Raw genomic sequence first — 16,050 nt, 5'->3', positions numbered from 1 at the left:
CAGTAAATAGTTATCAGTAAACAGTTAGCATTGAGAAACGCTATGATTGGTAACAGCTAATCTCTTGCTTTGGGTAGACTTTGTTAATTTATCTAGTTGTTGGGAAATTTCAACTGTTAAAGCTTCAGGATTATTAATTCTCCTTACTTTCTCCGGTAAACTAGCCACAGATGCAGCGGTACGTTGACGGATTTCACTCAATTGTTCGGGAACTTGTAAAAATTCACCCTCCTTAACCATCAACTGCAATAAACCTGATTGATTTTCACAGCTTTCACTCACCAATCCCAACCTGTCACTTACAACTTTACCGTTATTGAACCTCCGAAAAACCTGTTTCTGTCCTGGATAAGTCAGTTTTTCAGGAGATTCCTTCATCACCGGGATGCCGTCAATCTCTACTAACTTGTAAACTCCATTCACCGGAGAACCCGTCACCAGCTTTGTTCCCAACCCAAAACCATCTATCTTTGCCCCCCCAGCTTGGAGACGTTGAATTTCCCACTCATCCAAATCACCACTAGCAAATATAGGAACAGTTGGCAGATGCGATCGCACTTGCTGGGAAACTGAGATTAAATCACCAGAATCTAAGCGGACACCTGCTAATTCCATCTCTCCATTTCTGACTTTTTTCCCTAATCTCTCCGCAGCCCCCACAGAGTTATATGTATCAATTAATAAAGGTGCGCCAGGAAAATATTTATGGAAAGCTGCAAAAGCTTCATCCTCACTCCCCGACATCGCCGACAACGCCATCACCAAAGCATGAGCCATCGTACCACTGGGCTGAGTCCCCAACTGTAGCGCCGCTAACACATTCGATGTCGCATCCATCCCCGCCGCCAAAGCTGCCCTTGCCGCCCACAAAGCACCCTGGGGACTAAAAGCCCTCCGCGTCCCAAATTCCAAAAGTGTCGCTTTTTCTCCTGCCACATCCCGGATTCTCGCTGCCTTGGTAGCAATCAAAGTCTGGTAATTGATGACATTTAGCAAATATGTCTCCAAAAGTTGCCCTTGCCACAACGGGGCCTCAATTCGCAACAAAGGTTCATTGCCAAATACCACCGTCCCCTCCGGTACAGCCCACACATCCCCCGTAAACTTAGCATCAGCTAACAAATCCCAAAAACTCTGCGGTGCATGGGCAAAAATCCCCGTTTCCTGCAAAGCAGCCAACTGTGCCGACGAAAAACACCAACTTTGCAAATATTCCAACGCTTGCGCCAACCCCATCGCTACCAAATAGCCAAAACCAGTTGGTAAACGCCGCACAAACAACTCAAAACTCGCCCGTTTCGTCGCCACCCCCTCACCTGCATAACATGCTGTCATTGTCAACTGATAGAGGTCTGTAAGTAAACTCAAATCTTCAACAGATACCTGATTACCCAAAAATGTTGAATGTTGATAGCCCACACTAGGAGATGCGATCATTTGGAAAATTGCCCTTTGAGCGGATGTCTATATATTTATGGTAGTTTTCACCATAAATATCGTCAAGGTGCAAATGGAAGATTTTTAGTCTTTGCATAATACCGGTATGAATTGTTCAGATGCTGGAACATCCCAAAATTTTTAATCGAATTGAGTATTTCAACATCTTTAATGATTTGGAATAACATGAGCATTTTGCAATACAGTCGAGCGAGATAGTTTTGCAACCGGATGTTTCCTCCCTCAAGCCTCATAATTCATATTTTGCTGACATTTTAGTCTCCCTATGAAATAAAATATTGCTTCTGGTAGATATGATTGGCAAGTTATCAGTAAAAACTTCCAATTTTATTGGTTTGAGTTATGGAATTTACTCAAAGTAAAATTTATGCTTTAATAACGACAGAAACTAATATGTACTATAATCCTTAAGATAATTTGCATCTGTACTGGCAGAGGGCTAAGATCGTGAGAAGAATCTATAACGATGAATCTTGTAGATTCGTAACAAGCATATAAGGCTTTTCATATTTGTATCTGGTTCTGAGAGAAAAATTGTTAATTCAAATACATGCTTATGGAAGTCGGAATAAGTCTTCAAGAAATTACTGAATTGCGGAAATTTGGGAATACCATACTTACATTTTCGAGTGTAAACATTATTGTCGAGGAAACTTTTCTAGAGATTAAAAGAAAGCTTTCTCCTCAAGTGATTTCTATTTTTCTGTTCTCTAAAGATGGATTTCTAGAAAGATATGAAATAAGTGGCAGGGATAGAGGAGATGTCGTTATAGAAGCTTCGTGGTTGCATGATGAGAGATACAAGCCAGGAGAAAGCTTTTCGGGTAAAGCTGCATTTGGAAAACCCTATGGCGAACCTTATTGGTCAAATCAACTTGATAAGGAAGTTGATAATTTCACTTATGGAAAAGAGTATTCTGAAAAATTAGGTTTTTTAAGATGTGGAATTTCTGTACCTCTAAACGGAACACATAGGACTTTTGGAACTATTGAGGTTGTCAATAAAGTCAATCCAGAAACTGGCAGGGCTCATCCTAGTTTGGTTTATTCTGATTCAGATGTTTGTTGGTTAGCATTAGTTGGGGCGCATGTTGCAGCAGCAATTTCCAGGTTGCGTAAGAAAGATGAAGATAAAATATTTGCAACCATAATTAGAGTATTAGCAGATCCTACATTAGAGCATGTCCCAGTTCATACAACAGAGGAATCTGCTTATAAAACAATAGCCAATAAATTAGTAGATTACCTGATGCCTTACAAGGTTTGCATTGTAAGGCTTACATTTGATGGTCAAAGTTTATTTGTGACAAATAAGGCACATTCTGATGGTGATGAAAAGGGCTGGCTATACAGGGTTGATGAGCCTAGAGTAATAGGGCAAAAAATTGTAGGAAGAGTCTTCCAATCCGGGAAGTATGAAATAATTGAGGATATAGAGATAAAAGAAAGAGAGGATGAGTTTACTAATCTTGAATGGATTAAATCTCAAAATCTCAAGTCCTTTATCTGTTTTCCTTTGTTAATACTTGGAAAAGTTATTGGAACTCTTTCATTATTCACGGGTTATATTCATGAATTTACTGAAAGTGATATTGATTTTTTAGAAAATGTCTCTTTTTTGCTTGCTGCCTTTAGAGTACGCTCTAGAAGAATTAAAGAAGTTGAAATTCCTAGAGATACGGCAACGACAGATGAAATCGAATCTCTGTACTACGAAAAGTTGCCAAGAGTTGATACTGGCTTAAAGAGTAGTAATCTTATTAGTCCTGAAGAAATCGAATTTTTGATTAAAGAGGCTGTTGATGCTGGTATATCAGATGATGATCTAGAAGAACTCCGTGAACATCTTGCGGATGTTAGAAATGGACGATTGACTGAGGAAGCTCCACCAACAGTCGTTTATCAGGAAGTAGAGGATAAGTATAAAATTAGAAAGGATTGTGGTAAAGAGATTATAATATCGACCGCTCCAGGTCTTGATGATGATTTTGATGGGGCAATTTTGAAAGAAATTAAGAGACCGCCGTCTAGTTCTTCTGATACTGGTATCTGATACTGGTAGTTGATTCTACTGTAATTAACATATTATTATCAGGAGAGTTTGAATTTACTGAAATATGCGCATAGATGACAGAACCGGAAAACTTAATAAAGAACATCATGATGAACTCATTGCTTTTATTGCTGATGAATTGCTCTCTAATGAACTAGACCTGTATTTACTCGACGTTATTAGGATTCGTAATGATGGAGGAACAAATTATTTTGGATATTGGACAGCAAGATTTCATTATGATCCGGATGATCCAACCAAAATTGTAGCTGTGACTGCTGTGATTGTGTTAAATTACTTTTATCTCAAAAGTATCAACTCCCTCAAGAGGACTCTAGCCCATGAATATGGTCATCATTGGACTTTATCTTACTTGGCTATAAACCAGGGCATTGATATGAGTAAACAATTGCCCCATGAATATTATCAAATGAGACCATTAGAACTGGAAGAATATTCTCACGACTACTCTATGGGCTGGAATAGATGCGACAGGGAGATTATAGCTGAGGATTATCGAGTATTATTTGCGCCATCACCGCATAATCAAGACCATAGGATGGTTGATAATCCTAATGACAATTTATCATTCCCTGATCTATCAATAGAAAACTACATAAAGAGTTTAGCAGCTTGATGGAGTGCGATCGCATTTTGGGTTGAGGTTTTGGTGTGGAATGCGATCACTTGTTGGATAGAGGCTTTGTAGTTGAGTGCGATCGAATATAAGTTAGGGCTTTGTGGTGGAGTGCGATCGCTTATAAGTTAGAGCCTTGTGGTAGAGTGCGATCGCTTGTTAGGTGAAGGCTTTGTGGTGGAGTGCGAAGCTTGCGCGACGTAATTAGAGCCTTGTGGTAGAGTGCGATCGCGTTTTAAATGAAGGCTTTGCGGTTGAATGCGATCACATGTAAGTTAGAGGCTTTGTGTGGATGTGCGATCGCGTTTTGGGTTAGGGCTTTGTAGTTGAGTGCGATCACATGTAAGTTAGAGGCTTTGTGGTAAAGTGCGATCGCATGTTGGGTTAAGGCTTTGTAGTTGAGTGCGAAGCTTGTGCGACGTAAGTGTGATCGCAGAGTAACACAACAAAACTACCTAAGAAAACTAACAAATTTTCAACTACTTTCAATAATATGTATTGACATTGTACATACGCTTCATCTAAGATTAGAGATATGAATGTTTATTTTGTGCTTAATGGCATCACCTTTTCTTGGGATGAAGAAAAAGCAAGGATAAATCCTCTAAATCATGGTGGGATTACCTTTCAGTAAGGATCTGAGGCTTTTTTCGATCCTTTCCTGATTCTCGTTGATGCTAGCCGTAACGACGAAACGCGGGATGCTGTGATTGGGCTAGATGCTCGGTGGAACCTGCTTTATGTCGTTCATATTGAGCAGGATGAGGAGAGTATTCGGATTATTTCAGCACGTAAAGCAACACGACAGGAGAGAGCAGAATATGAAAGTTGAAGCACTGAAGCAACGACTCAATCGTAACCGTCCAATGACGAGTGTAACGATTCGTATACCAGAAGATGTGGTTGAAGATTTGAAAAAAGTTGCACCACTATTAGGTTTTTCTGGTTATCAGCCATTAATTCGTACCTACATTGGACAAGGTTTGCGCGTTGATTTAGAACGGTTTGAGAACGAGACAATAATTGCATTAGTGGAGAGTTTAAAGCGTCGGGGTGTTAGTGATGCAGTTATTGAAGAAGCACTAAATGAAGTCGCTCATCCTGCATCCAATTGATCCTCTCTTGAAATTTTAATATGATTTTAGCGCGAAGCTTGCGTGACGTAAGTCGTTCGCGTTTAAGGTTAGGGCTTTGCGGTAAAGTGCGATCGCATAATGGCATAAAGTGCTTGCATCTACTGCTTGGCAGTAAGTGTAGGCTTATGAAGCAACCACAAGGTATTGGGGTTGCTTCGCTTCGTAAGCGCTACACGCACGCTGCACCTTTTACGATTAGAAAAGGCTTTACGCAATGACAGACAAAAAAGTAGGATGCCGCTAGGGAATATTACAGCAAACCACCCACAACCTGTAGCAAAATAATCGCTAACATTGCGGAAAAATCAATACCTCCCAAGGGAGGAATAATTGAGCGAAACAAATTCAGATAAGGATCAGTAATTTGGCTCAAACCAGCAAAAGGCTGATTGTACCAGTTAATAGTTGGGAACCAAGTCAAAATAACTCGGATAATTAGGATGGTTGTATACAGAGATACAAATGTTCCCAAAGTACTACTGATGAATGTTAGTGAACTTTCTGTTGTACCCATAGATAATTAGTTTCCTTTGAAGTTAATACAGATATCCTCTAACCAATTTTAAACGACCCAATATGTTACTGAGTGGTGAATCGGGTTGATAATTACACATTCTTCATTCTCTATCACCCTGCACCCTGATTTAGAGAATTTATCAATCAAGCAGAAATTAATCACCTGATTTTACCGATGAACCACTGTTAACACTACCGAGTTGTTGACGCACTTCATCAATTGTGGCATTAAGATGGGCGATCTTGTCTTCAAGCGATCGCCTGGCAGTTTCCATCTCTGTATTATCGTTGTCTCCACCTCGCACCGAACGACGTTTGGGTGAATTTCTCTTTCCTTCTAGAGAACTGCCATCTAGTTGTACATCTCCAACCTCTCCTAATTCTCCATTCCGCTGCGAACCAATCAGCGCACCAATTACACCACCAACGACACCACCAAGAATCGCTCCAGCTAAAAAGCCACTACCAAATCCATCACGTTGACTCATAAGTTTACCGCCTTGAAAAAAACGCTGCGATTTTCAAAGATGTTGAAGTTGCTTTTTACCCTAGCTGCATAGTAGCTCATGTTCCAAAGATGCGATCGCCTGCATCTCCCAACCCCGGTACAATAAACCCATGCTCATTTAGACCTTCATCGATACAAGCACTGTAAATAATCAAACCAGGATAAGCTGCACTCAACTTTTGTAATGCTGCTGGAGCCGCCACCACACACACAATCCGTGTCAAACTAGGATCAACTCCCCGATGTACTAATTCTGCCATCGTCGCCATAATCGATCCACCTGTCGCCAGCATTGGATCAGTTATCAAAACCCTAGTTTCGGGATTAAACTTTTCCGGTAGTTTATTTAGATAACACATAGGTTCTAAAGTCGCTTCATCGCGCATCAAACCCAAGTGATAAATAGAAGCTAACGGCAGCAAAGTTTGCGCCCCTTCCAATAAACCTAAACCAGCCCTGAGAATTGGCACCACCGCCACAGGTATCTGGGGATTAATTAAAGTCGCCGCACAGGTAGCCAAAGGTGTTTGCACCGTCGTCTCTTCGGTTGGCAACCATTCACGAGCAGCTTCATAGGTTAACCACCGCCCTAACTCAGTCATCGCACTACGGAACAGCACCGAAGGAGTAGCTGCATCACGAGCAACCGCTAGCCAGTGCTTAATTAATGGATGAGGAGGAACATAAACGCGCAACTGTAACGTCATAGCTAAAAATTCGCCAATTTCCTATTATACAACAACTGATACAACATCATACTCTTTCCCGCGTGCAGCTAACAGTTACAAACTATCTCTTCTAGAGTTATTGAAAATAAATTCTATTAGTAGTTGACATAGATTCTTAATTAGTTCTATTATCTATATCAGTGTTCTCCTCTCTTTAAGGATCGGCAGACGGGATTAGCCAGCTTCAGCAGGCAGTCCCTCTTTTTTTGCTGATTGTTGAGTTTGATTTTAAGTGCTTACGCAAAATTAAATATATATTGTCATTGCGACGGGGGTAGACAACGGAGTGGCTTGTCGCAGACTAACAATCCCAATGACTTCAAATTTCCGGATATGTACAAGACTGTATAGAAAGCATATCCGGATTCTGTTAGCCTTTGGCATTTCTGAATTTTGGTTTACTCAGATTTTTTATTCTAAAGATTTACAGAGAAAACTCAGGAGCTTATTGAAGCGATCCACTGTAGTTTTAGACACAGTAACAACACTAGCTCTTGCAAGGTTCTCTTGAATTGCTAAATTAAAAAGCTTCTTATTAAACTTTTGCTTGTCTGGAAAAACTGACTTCTGAATGGTGAGAGCATCATCATTAGTAAATATTTTTTCAGTCGCATAGCCTGCCCAGTCAGGATCAGCATCTTCAAGGACAAATACTCGATTCATGACGATATTTCCAAAAAGATCCTGGTAACGTTTTTTCTGCTTCTTACCTTCTTCATCACTATCTAGTAAAATGCAAAATTGTCTACCCCACGCATAATATAGTCGAATAGCTGTGTCAAGACTTCCCGATCCTGTACCTGGAAGAAGTGAAATTTTTTTCTTTGATTTTATGATTATGTCCTGAAAATAACTTAAGACATAAAAATCATTTTTTCCCTCGACCATGAGGACATCTTCTATTGCCTCAAGGTTACTGGGACGATATTCCAATACATCCAGGATCGGTTGATAGTAGGTGTGTTGATTAGGATGATGGCTTACAAAAGTTCTATACTTTTCTACTTCGATATTGGTTGGCTGAAAGTTGTCAATATCATCCTTTTCATATTCAAGGGCTGTATTCCTTACAATAAAAGTACTTTCGAGCCACTTTGGATTTATGAGATGATGACTATGAGTTGAATATATTACCGAGACTTCTGATTTTGTTAATTCTTCAAGAGCACCTGCAAGCCTTTGTTGAGCTGCCTGATGAAGATTAGACGCTGGTTCGTCAAATAGGAAAATCAAGCTCTTGCTTCCTTGATATCTCTGAACTCTAAATTGTGTGAAAAGCAAAAAAGTAAAAAACCATCTGAAGCCTAAACTTCTTTCACGTATGTAGTAGCTATCTTCACCATCCTTTAGCTGTAGCTCTACATATAAAATATTATTTTTTTCATCAACTTCTGGATAACTTACTGTAATAGACTTATTACTGGTGTCTGCTCTAAAAACACTGAGATTTTCAGAGAAAACGAGCTTTGTTATTTGTGCCCCCATTTTATTGAGCACGCTATTAAGATTTTCTCTATTTGGACGTGTTGCATTGTTTACTCTGTCTATTATGTGTATTTTTAAGTTAAGCTTATTATTTAAAGAGTCTAGGATATCTTGAAGAAGAAGTCTGTAAAAAGCCTGTTCTCGTCCTTCTTCTGGAAATTCTTCTAAATAAATAGAATCTGGAAACTCGAAAAGAAAATTAGGATAATAAATGATAGGAGGAATTTGTTTTTTGATAAATGCATAAGCAGGAGACCATGCTTTATGATCTGGAGATAGTTCTTGCTGCGTTCTTTTTTTCCCTTCCTTTCCTTTAATCTGAGAATTCCAATAATTTCTTCTCTCTTTAAACGAAGAGTCTTCAAAACCGAATTCAAATTCTATCATCATTTGAGGAGAAATCTCGCTACACTGAAATCCATTTTCCTTAAGAACTTTTTGTAGTGATTTAATTTCTTGTTCATCTAGTTCAATAAATGCTGATATTTCTGTTTTGTCTGAAAAATTATCTTTTCGATTCTTAGGAATTAAAGAGTGCTTATCAACTATTCCGCTAGGATGAAGGGTTAAATGCTTTTCATTTGTATCTCTTATATTTTCATAGAAGAATGAGAGAGCTTCCATAATTGTAGTTTTACCACTCTCATTCAGACCAACTAAGATAGACACCTTTGAAGCTGGATTCCCATCTATATCTAACTTGAGGTGTTGAATTCCTTTGAAGTTAGTAATGACAAATGATGTATATCTCATTAAATAAACCCTAGTTAACACACATAACAGTAAAATTCACAATGCTGCAAATAAATGATGTCATATTATAGCTTAACTGAGTGTTTTTGCTACTGGGTAATGCCTGCGTGGAAAGGCACTTTGAAAGACAAACGCCCATAACCCAGGGATGGAACCGATGGCTGTCACATAATCGTTTTAGCACTGGATGCTAAACTCTATTTAATAGATCACTAAACAGTAGCAGATATGACTTCTATCACTATTGATATTCCTGACAACCAACTACAAAAGCTGCAAGACTTAGCCAAAGTGCATGGTGTGTCTCCACAAGAACTGATTCGTAACAGCTTGGAAGATTGGCTCAGTTCGCCAAAGCCTGAATTTAGCAATACAGTCAACTATGTACTCAAAAAAAATGCTGAACTTTATCAACGTCTGGCATGATGCGTTATCTTAGACTGCTTGAGGTGCTAGAACTGCACCTTCAAATCATTGAGTAGTCAGGTGGCACATTAGGAATTCGAGATTTAGGTTTGTGACTATGAGAAAATAGAAAAGTCGCACATTTTTCTCAGTCCTATGTCTACAGTAGATCTATTTCCAGCTCTAAGAAGTTTACCTCGTGCCGATAAATTGAAAGTAATGCAATTCTTAATTGCAGAGTTAGCGAAGGAAGAAGAACCAACCTTACAGGCTGGGGCAACCTACTCACTTTGGTCTCCTCTCAATTCACACGAAGCGGCTCACAAACTCAGTCAACTCTTGGAATCATATCAAACGGCGTAAAATGCGTAACGCTCAGAAATTTAACTTTACTGAAGGATTTGATACCTTTGGTGTTCCTGACGCATTGCCTCAATTGCCGTTATCTCTAACATATCGAGGGTCATCGGTGGAGGTTTTAGCACTGCTAGATACAGGTGCGAGTGTTAATGTCCTGCCGTATGAAAAATGGTTGGAGTTGACTGCTTAGAGAGCTTGGTGTTGCAGCCGCTAACCAGAAACGTTACCAATTTAAAACCATACGCGATTATCTCTCAGAGAGGCTACGCGAACGACTCACGTCGCGCAAGCTTCATATATAATTATCCCACAAGCTTCAATATCTTAATCAAACCACCAATTTATTCTCCCAACATCTCGGTTCATGTACGATGCAATCATTATTGGTTCTGGCATTGGTGGCTTAGTTACAGCCACACAACTTGCTGCTAAAGGTGCAAAAGTTTTAGTATTAGAAAGTTATTTAATCCCTGGTGGTAGTGCTGGATATTTTCAACGCCAAGAATATCGCTTTGATGTTGGTGCATCGATGATTTTTGGTTTTGGGGAAAAAGGTACTACAAATTTACTTACTCGTGCCTTGAATGCAGTTGGTGTCAGTTTAGAAACAATTCCCGACTCGGTACAAGTTCACTATCATCTCCCCAACAACCTAGATATTAAGGTAGAGCGAGATTACCAACAATTTTTAGATAATCTTATCGCCTACTTTCCCCACGAAGCAGAGGGAATTCGCCGTTTTTATGATGAGTGTTGGCGAGTTTTTGACTGTTTAAACCAGATGGATTTGCTTTCTTTGGAAGAACCTCGCTACTTACTGCGGGTATTTCTCCAACATCCCCTCGCTTGCTTGCGTTTAGCTAAATATTTACCTTTGAATGCCGGAGATATTGCCAAACGCTACATCAAAGATCCAGAATTACTCAGATTCATAGATATGGAATGTTATTGCTGGTCGGTAGTTCCAGGGGCAATGACACCTATGATTAATGCTGGCATGGTATTTTCTGATAGACATTATGGTGGAGTGAATTATCCCAAAGGTGGTGTTGGGAAAATAGCCGAAAAACTTGTGGAAGGTTTGGAAATGGCTGGGGGAAAAATTGAATATCAAGCTAGAGTTACAGAAATTATCCTGGAAAAAGGTCAAGCAGTGGGAATAAAACTAGCTAATGGTGAAGTCTACCACGCCCACAGAATCGTTTCTAATGCCACTCGTTGGGACACCTTTGGGAAGCTTTTACCTTCCGAGAAATTACCAAATAATGAGAAAATATGGCAACAAAAATATCACAAATCACCGAGCTTTTTAAGTTTGCACATGGGAGTCAAAGCTGAGGTATTTCCTGTTGGGACAGAATGTCATCACATCTTGTTAGAAAAGTGGGAAAAAATGGCAGATTCAGAAGGGACGATTTTTGTCTCTATTCCCACCCTATTGGATTCACAATTAGCACCCCCAGGTTATCACGTCATCCATGCTTTCACGCCTCATTGGTTAACTGATTGGGAAAATTTATCTCCCAGTGATTATGAAGCAAAGAAAGAAGCTGCCGCAGGGCGAATTATTCAAAGATTAGAACAGATATTTCCCGGTTTGGACGCTGGGTTAGATTATTTGGAAGTGGGAACACCCCGCACCCATAGACGTTATTTAGGGAGGGAAGATGGAACTTACGGACCAATTCCTCGGCGGAAATTACTGGGATTACTAAATATGCCCTTTAATCGCACGGTAATTCCTGGACTTTACTGTGTAGGGGATAGCACATTTCCTGGACAAGGTTTGAATGCGGTGGCGTTTTCTGGGTTCGCTTGCGCTCACCGTATTGCCGTAGATTTACGGATATCTAGATGATGTGATTGATTTTAACAAAGTTTGGGTGTTTAATTCCAGCCCTTTCAACGACGGCAGCGCGTTTTGTGTCGGGGTCTGTCTTACAAACTTTAACGGAGGGACAGCCCCCGTTAAGTTTGCGCTAAATCCCCGTTACAAAACTTATTCATTACTCATTACTTATTTTTTAATCACCATCTCCAGCTTTCCAGGCAATATTCTTACTTGGTTTGGGATTTGGTAGTTTCAAAGTGACTAATGCTGCTGCCAGGACAAAAAACATTGATGTCCACAGACAGCCAACCAAACCGAAAAATTGATACACCAACCCAGATAAGACAGTACCAGCTAAACGACCGCCAGAGTTAGCCATGTAGTAAAATCCGACGTTTAGCGCCACCTTGTCATCATCGGTAAAAGCCAACACCAAGTAGGAATGAACTGCTGAGTTGAAAGCAAACACCACACCAAAAACCATTAATCCACCAACGATCGCAATATTAGCAGGTATACCCGTTTGCAGAGCGAGTGCGATCGCAGCTGGGACTGCGGTAAGGGTAAACGTCCAAAACTGGACGGTGTTTGCTTGGGGAGGTTGACCAGAACCAAATCGCTTAATTAACGTTGGCGCTAAGGATTGAATAATGCCATAGCCAATTACCCAAAACGCCAAAAATCCACCCACTTGAGAAAATGACCAGCCTAATGTACTACGTAAAAATACTGGTAGAGCAACTACAAACCACACATCTCTGGAACCAAATAAGAAGAATCGAGCAGCCGAAAGAATATTAATTTCTTCGCTCTTAGAAAATAATTGGCTAAATTTGACCTTTTTCTTGATTTTGCCCATTCCCTTGGGCAATAGCATCCCCGTGAACATAATCAAGAATAGTCCAGCAGCCATAATCCACAGGGAATTAATAAAGCCAAATCCACCTAGTAATGCACTACCAACAAAAAAGCCAACCCCTTTGAGGGCATTTTTGGAACCTGTGAGAATTGCCACCCATTTAAATAGTGAAGATTGGGCATCTTGGGGTACAACTAAGCGAATGGCACTTTTGGTACTCATCTTAGTTAAATCTTTAGCAATTCCAGAAAATGCCTGTGCCACCATTACATAGGTTACAGCAATCCATTGTGCCCAACTAGGGTTAAGCATAGAAAGCATTACCAAAGAAAAAATCTGTAGTCCAATGCCAGTATAAAGAGTTATTTTTAGTCCAAATTGAGAACCAATCCAACCACCAAGAAAGTTGGTGACAATGCCGAAAACCTCGTAAAACAGGAATAAGGAAGCAATTTGGATGGGAGTATAACCAATTTTGTTGAAATATAGCAGCACCAACATTCGTAGCGCACCATCGGTAATGGTGAACCCCCAGTAGGCAAGTGTTACTAAGCTATAGTTTTTGAAATTGGCTCTGGAAGCTGTACTAAGTGCCATAAGGAAATGATGTTAATGAAGGATCAGCAAGAAAATTGGGAAAACTTCGAGCTTGAGAATATTTTCAACTCAAACCGACTTCAGGCTTAAAGCAACCTTACGAGCAAGTTCTACCATCCGATTGGCATAACCCCACTCGTTGTCGTACCAAGCAAGAATTTTGACTTGCGTCTCATCTACCACCATTGTGGATAGAGCATCAATAATGGAAGAGCGAGGATCATCTTTGTAATCTATGGAAACTAAAGGACGTTCTTCATAACCCAAAATCCCTTGCAGCGGTTCCTGCTGTGAAGCTGCTTTGAGCAAACCGTTCACTTCTTCGATAGTAGTTGGTCTAGCTACTTCAAAAACGCAATCTGTGAGGGAAGCATTTAGTAAAGGTACTCGTACTGCTAAACCATTCAACTTGCCATTCAATTCCGGATAAATTAACCCGATTGCAGTTGCTGAACCTGTACTAGTGGGAATCAAAGACAAACTAGTTGCTCTAGCTCGTCGTAAATCTTTGTGGGGAGCATCAACGATGGTTTGAGTATTGGTATTGTCATGGATTGTGGTGATTACTCCATGCTTGATTCCCAACCCTTCGTGAATTACCTTGACTACTGGAGCTAAACAGTTAGTTGTACAGGAAGCAGCAGTGAGAAGATGGTGTTCTTCAGATTGATAGAGGTTGTCATTGACTCCCATAACAATATTTAGCGCTCCTTTCTTTACTGGAGCAGCTACAATTACTTTTCTGATTCCCCGTTTGAAATAAGGATCAAGGGTTTCGGTGGTTCTAAATTTTCCTGAGCATTCCAGCACCACATCCACACCAAAATCTTCCCAAGGAACTTCCCCAGGTTGGGAATATTCGCTAAAACTCAGAGGTTTCCCGTCTATAAAAACGCGGTTTTCCCCAGCTTCGACTTCCTGTGTCCAACGTCCATGAACCGAGTCAAACTTGAGTAGATGAGCTGCTGTAACTGCTCCACCTTTGACTTCATTGATATGGACAAATTCAATTTCTGAGTAATTCCATGCTGCTCGCAAAGCTAGTCTACCAATTCTGCCAAATCCATTGATTCCAATCCGAACTGTCATCTGTTTTTCTACTTGTTTATGTTGGGTAAAATTGTTCTTGTTTTCTTAAGGGACTTCCAGAAAATAAAATATCCTGTGGTTTGGGCATCTTGCCCGAAAAACATCCACAATAGAAAACTCGATAATTATTTAATTGGAAGTGCCTAAATAGGACTTACGCAATCGCAATGAGAAGACATGGTGTAAATGCCTCATTTCGGCGTAAATCCTCTAAATTTGCTGCTAAACGCCAAAAATTAGACTTTCATCTAACTATTAGGACAGAAAGCAACTTGGTATAAATAATTGATGTGTTTGAACGTGCCAAACTAATCATACATGAAATGAATCAATTTTTCTTGATTCATTTTTTTACCTAATTAACCCAGCAGAATTAATGACACAACAGATGGAATCTGCTTAGAATTTTGCTTCTTGACGTAGCAACTCATCAAGCGTCAGATTAAATTTTGCTTCTCCACCAAAAACTGTACCGAATTTACCTTGATAAAAATGAGTAGAGTTGATGTTGTAAGCTTCTTTTGGTAGGGGGATATAGCCGACAGTTCCTGATTTTTTCGCTGCTTGTTGGAGATAATATTCCACAAACTGCTTCACTGCTGGTTTAGATTGTGATGCTTGAGCATTGACATAAATAAATAATGGTCGTGAAAGTGGTTGATATTGGGATTTTTCTACTGTTTCCAGGGAAGGTAAAACAGCACCTTTGCCGCTGTCAATAGCTAATGCTTTTAATTTCGCTTGGTTGTCTTCGTAATAAGCAAATCCAAAGTATCCTAAAGCACCTTCATTTTCAATTACACCCTTAACCAGGGCTATATCATCTTCACTAGCTATGTAGTCTTTACGGGTAGCTTTGGCTTCACCGACAATTGCTTCATTAAAGTAATCAAATGTACCTGATTTATCACCAGCACCGTATAATTTCAGGGGTTTATCTGGATAAGATGGGCGAACTTGTTTCCAATTGGTAATTTTTCCTTCAGCGGATGGTTCCCAAATCTTTTTCAATTCAGCAACGGTTATATCCTTTGCCCAAGTATTTTTGGGGTTAACTGCAACTGTTAAAGCGTCGAAGGCAACTGGTATTTCGATGAAACGGACATTGTTTTGGTTACAGGCGGCGATTTCTGCTTTTAAAATTGGTCTAGATGCGTTGTTGATGTCGGTTTCACCTGCACAGAATTTCTGAAACCCTCCAGATGTTCCTGAAAACTTAACTTTTACGGGTGCAGCACTCTTTGACTGGCTCGCAAAATCTTTAGCGATCGCGTTTGTGATCGGATAGACTGTACTGGAACCATCTATGCTTATTTCCGCAATAGTTTGGGTTTGACTAACCTCGGTTGCACCAGGTGTTTCCTGAATCCCTGTTGATGATGTCTTCGATTCATTACTACAACTAACTGCCGAAATAGACAACCCAACCACAAGAGTAATTTTCGTGACTTCCACGCTTAGAGACTTCATCGTTTTTACCTATTGAATGAGCACATTTACATCATTTCAAAAAAAGTTGATTAGTCAATGTCAGCTAGAACACTTTTACAAAAATTCATTGAAAGTTGTCTATCGGGTGGGGTTCTTGATTCTAATGCGGGTTAGGTAATTTGTCGCCAACATTTTTCAAATTGC

At 40.0% G+C, this 16,050-nt stretch carries 15 protein-coding genes and 1 pseudogene; 8 read left to right on the top strand and 8 right to left on the bottom strand.

Going from position 1 to position 16,050, the window contains the following annotated elements; genetic code table 11:
- Positions 1–24 precede the first annotated feature (24 nt).
- Positions 25–1,437 carry a nicotinate phosphoribosyltransferase gene (locus tag CAL6303_RS24470; protein ID WP_015200519.1) on the bottom strand — a complete coding sequence of 471 codons (1,413 nt, stop codon included), beginning with the start codon at positions 1,435–1,437 and terminating at the stop codon, positions 25–27.
- Between the two features lie 577 nt (positions 1,438–2,014).
- Between CAL6303_RS24470 and CAL6303_RS24460 the strand changes: the two genes are divergently transcribed.
- The 4 genes and pseudogenes from CAL6303_RS24460 (at position 2,015) to CAL6303_RS24450 (ending at position 5,263) form a co-directional block, all read left to right on the top strand.
- Complete coding sequence (locus CAL6303_RS24460) at positions 2,015–3,511, top strand: GAF domain-containing protein (RefSeq protein ID WP_015200518.1); 1,497 nt, start codon at positions 2,015–2,017, stop codon at positions 3,509–3,511.
- Between the two features lie 64 nt (positions 3,512–3,575).
- Positions 3,576–4,148, top strand: coding sequence for a hypothetical protein (locus tag CAL6303_RS24455; RefSeq protein ID WP_015200517.1), 573 nt, complete (start codon positions 3,576–3,578; stop codon positions 4,146–4,148).
- A 652-nt stretch (positions 4,149–4,800) separates the two neighbouring features.
- Positions 4,801–4,980 (top strand): annotated as a pseudogene (locus CAL6303_RS31295) (BrnT family toxin); the annotation flags it as partial.
- Positions 4,970–5,263, top strand: a complete 294-nt coding sequence (locus CAL6303_RS24450; protein ID WP_015200516.1) for a hypothetical protein — start codon at positions 4,970–4,972, stop codon at positions 5,261–5,263. The pseudogene CAL6303_RS31295 and the gene CAL6303_RS24450, both read left to right, overlap by 11 nt.
- 271 nt (positions 5,264–5,534) lie before the next feature.
- On the opposite strand, the gene CAL6303_RS24445 is transcribed toward CAL6303_RS24450, so the two are convergent.
- The 4 genes from CAL6303_RS24445 to CAL6303_RS24430 form a co-directional block, all read right to left on the bottom strand.
- Positions 5,535–5,798, bottom strand: a complete 264-nt coding sequence (locus tag CAL6303_RS24445) for a YggT family protein (protein WP_015200515.1) — start codon at positions 5,796–5,798, stop codon at positions 5,535–5,537.
- Positions 5,799–5,955: 157 nt separating this feature from the next.
- Positions 5,956–6,288 (bottom strand): hypothetical protein, encoded by a 333-nt coding sequence (locus tag CAL6303_RS24440; RefSeq protein WP_015200514.1) that lies wholly within the window; start codon positions 6,286–6,288, stop codon positions 5,956–5,958.
- Between the two features lie 76 nt (positions 6,289–6,364).
- Positions 6,365–7,015, bottom strand: coding sequence for a uracil phosphoribosyltransferase (upp, locus tag CAL6303_RS24435; protein WP_015200513.1), 651 nt, complete (start codon positions 7,013–7,015; stop codon positions 6,365–6,367).
- Positions 7,016–7,447: 432 nt separating this feature from the next.
- The gene (locus CAL6303_RS24430) at positions 7,448–9,274 is read right to left on the bottom strand and encodes an ATP-dependent nuclease (protein ID WP_015200512.1); all 1,827 of its coding nucleotides are present in this window, start codon (positions 9,272–9,274) and stop codon (positions 7,448–7,450) included.
- A 228-nt stretch (positions 9,275–9,502) separates the two neighbouring features.
- On the opposite strand from CAL6303_RS24430, the gene CAL6303_RS24425 reads away from it, so the two are divergent.
- From CAL6303_RS24425 to crtH, 4 genes are all read left to right on the top strand, one after another.
- Positions 9,503–9,700, top strand: coding sequence for a hypothetical protein (locus tag CAL6303_RS24425; protein ID WP_015200511.1), 198 nt, complete (start codon positions 9,503–9,505; stop codon positions 9,698–9,700).
- A gap of 135 nt (positions 9,701–9,835) precedes the next feature.
- On the top strand, positions 9,836–10,042 hold the full coding sequence (locus CAL6303_RS24420; protein ID WP_015200510.1) for a hypothetical protein: 207 nt from the start codon (positions 9,836–9,838) through the stop codon (positions 10,040–10,042).
- Position 10,043: 1 nt separating this feature from the next.
- The gene (locus CAL6303_RS24415) at positions 10,044–10,229 is read left to right on the top strand and encodes a hypothetical protein (protein WP_015200509.1); all 186 of its coding nucleotides are present in this window, start codon (positions 10,044–10,046) and stop codon (positions 10,227–10,229) included.
- A 174-nt stretch (positions 10,230–10,403) separates the two neighbouring features.
- A complete protein-coding gene (gene crtH / locus CAL6303_RS24410; RefSeq protein WP_015200508.1) occupies positions 10,404–11,897 on the top strand; it encodes a carotenoid isomerase in 1,494 nt (497 codons plus the stop codon).
- A 166-nt stretch (positions 11,898–12,063) separates the two neighbouring features.
- On the opposite strand, the gene arsJ is transcribed toward crtH, so the two are convergent.
- The 3 genes from arsJ to CAL6303_RS24395 form a co-directional block, all read right to left on the bottom strand.
- Positions 12,064–13,326 carry an organoarsenical effux MFS transporter ArsJ gene (arsJ, locus tag CAL6303_RS24405; RefSeq protein ID WP_015200507.1) on the bottom strand — a complete coding sequence of 421 codons (1,263 nt, stop codon included), beginning with the start codon at positions 13,324–13,326 and terminating at the stop codon, positions 12,064–12,066.
- 69 nt (positions 13,327–13,395) lie between these two features.
- Positions 13,396–14,415, bottom strand: coding sequence for an ArsJ-associated glyceraldehyde-3-phosphate dehydrogenase (locus CAL6303_RS24400; protein WP_015200506.1), 1,020 nt, complete (start codon positions 14,413–14,415; stop codon positions 13,396–13,398).
- Between the two features lie 399 nt (positions 14,416–14,814).
- Positions 14,815–15,885, bottom strand: a complete 1,071-nt coding sequence (locus CAL6303_RS24395; protein ID WP_015200505.1) for a PstS family phosphate ABC transporter substrate-binding protein — start codon at positions 15,883–15,885, stop codon at positions 14,815–14,817.
- Positions 15,886–16,050 lie beyond the last annotated feature (165 nt).

It is taken from the genome of Calothrix sp. PCC 6303 (assembly GCF_000317435.1).
In the GTDB taxonomy this organism is placed as follows: Bacteria; Cyanobacteriota; Cyanobacteriia; order Cyanobacteriales; family Nostocaceae; genus PCC-6303.
The sequence above is the reverse complement of the archived record's forward strand: the minus strand, read 5'-3'. Positions and strand labels throughout refer to the sequence as shown.

Excerpts from the sequence above, each read along its gene's own strand:
- CAL6303_RS24425 (WP_015200511.1), top strand. The coding sequence starts at position 9,503 with ATGACTTCTATCACTATTGATATTCCTGACAACCAACTACAAAAGCTG.
- arsJ (WP_015200507.1), bottom strand. The coding sequence starts at position 13,326 with ATGGCACTTAGTACAGCTTCCAGAGCCAATTTCAAAAACTATAGCTTA.
- CAL6303_RS24470 (WP_015200519.1), bottom strand. The coding sequence starts at position 1,437 with ATGATCGCATCTCCTAGTGTGGGCTATCAACATTCAACATTTTTGGGT.
- CAL6303_RS24395 (WP_015200505.1), bottom strand. The coding sequence starts at position 15,885 with ATGAAGTCTCTAAGCGTGGAAGTCACGAAAATTACTCTTGTGGTTGGG.
- CAL6303_RS24430 (WP_015200512.1), bottom strand. The coding sequence starts at position 9,274 with ATGAGATATACATCATTTGTCATTACTAACTTCAAAGGAATTCAACAC.
- CAL6303_RS24460 (WP_015200518.1), top strand. The coding sequence starts at position 2,015 with ATGGAAGTCGGAATAAGTCTTCAAGAAATTACTGAATTGCGGAAATTT.
- CAL6303_RS24450 (WP_015200516.1), top strand. The coding sequence starts at position 4,970 with ATGAAAGTTGAAGCACTGAAGCAACGACTCAATCGTAACCGTCCAATG.
- CAL6303_RS24440 (WP_015200514.1), bottom strand. The coding sequence starts at position 6,288 with ATGAGTCAACGTGATGGATTTGGTAGTGGCTTTTTAGCTGGAGCGATT.
- crtH (WP_015200508.1), top strand. The coding sequence starts at position 10,404 with ATGTACGATGCAATCATTATTGGTTCTGGCATTGGTGGCTTAGTTACA.
- CAL6303_RS24455 (WP_015200517.1), top strand. The coding sequence starts at position 3,576 with ATGCGCATAGATGACAGAACCGGAAAACTTAATAAAGAACATCATGAT.
- upp (WP_015200513.1), bottom strand. The coding sequence starts at position 7,015 with ATGACGTTACAGTTGCGCGTTTATGTTCCTCCTCATCCATTAATTAAG.
- CAL6303_RS24415 (WP_015200509.1), top strand. The coding sequence starts at position 10,044 with ATGCGTAACGCTCAGAAATTTAACTTTACTGAAGGATTTGATACCTTT.
- CAL6303_RS24400 (WP_015200506.1), bottom strand. The coding sequence starts at position 14,415 with ATGACAGTTCGGATTGGAATCAATGGATTTGGCAGAATTGGTAGACTA.
- CAL6303_RS24445 (WP_015200515.1), bottom strand. The coding sequence starts at position 5,798 with ATGGGTACAACAGAAAGTTCACTAACATTCATCAGTAGTACTTTGGGA.
- CAL6303_RS24420 (WP_015200510.1), top strand. The coding sequence starts at position 9,836 with ATGTCTACAGTAGATCTATTTCCAGCTCTAAGAAGTTTACCTCGTGCC.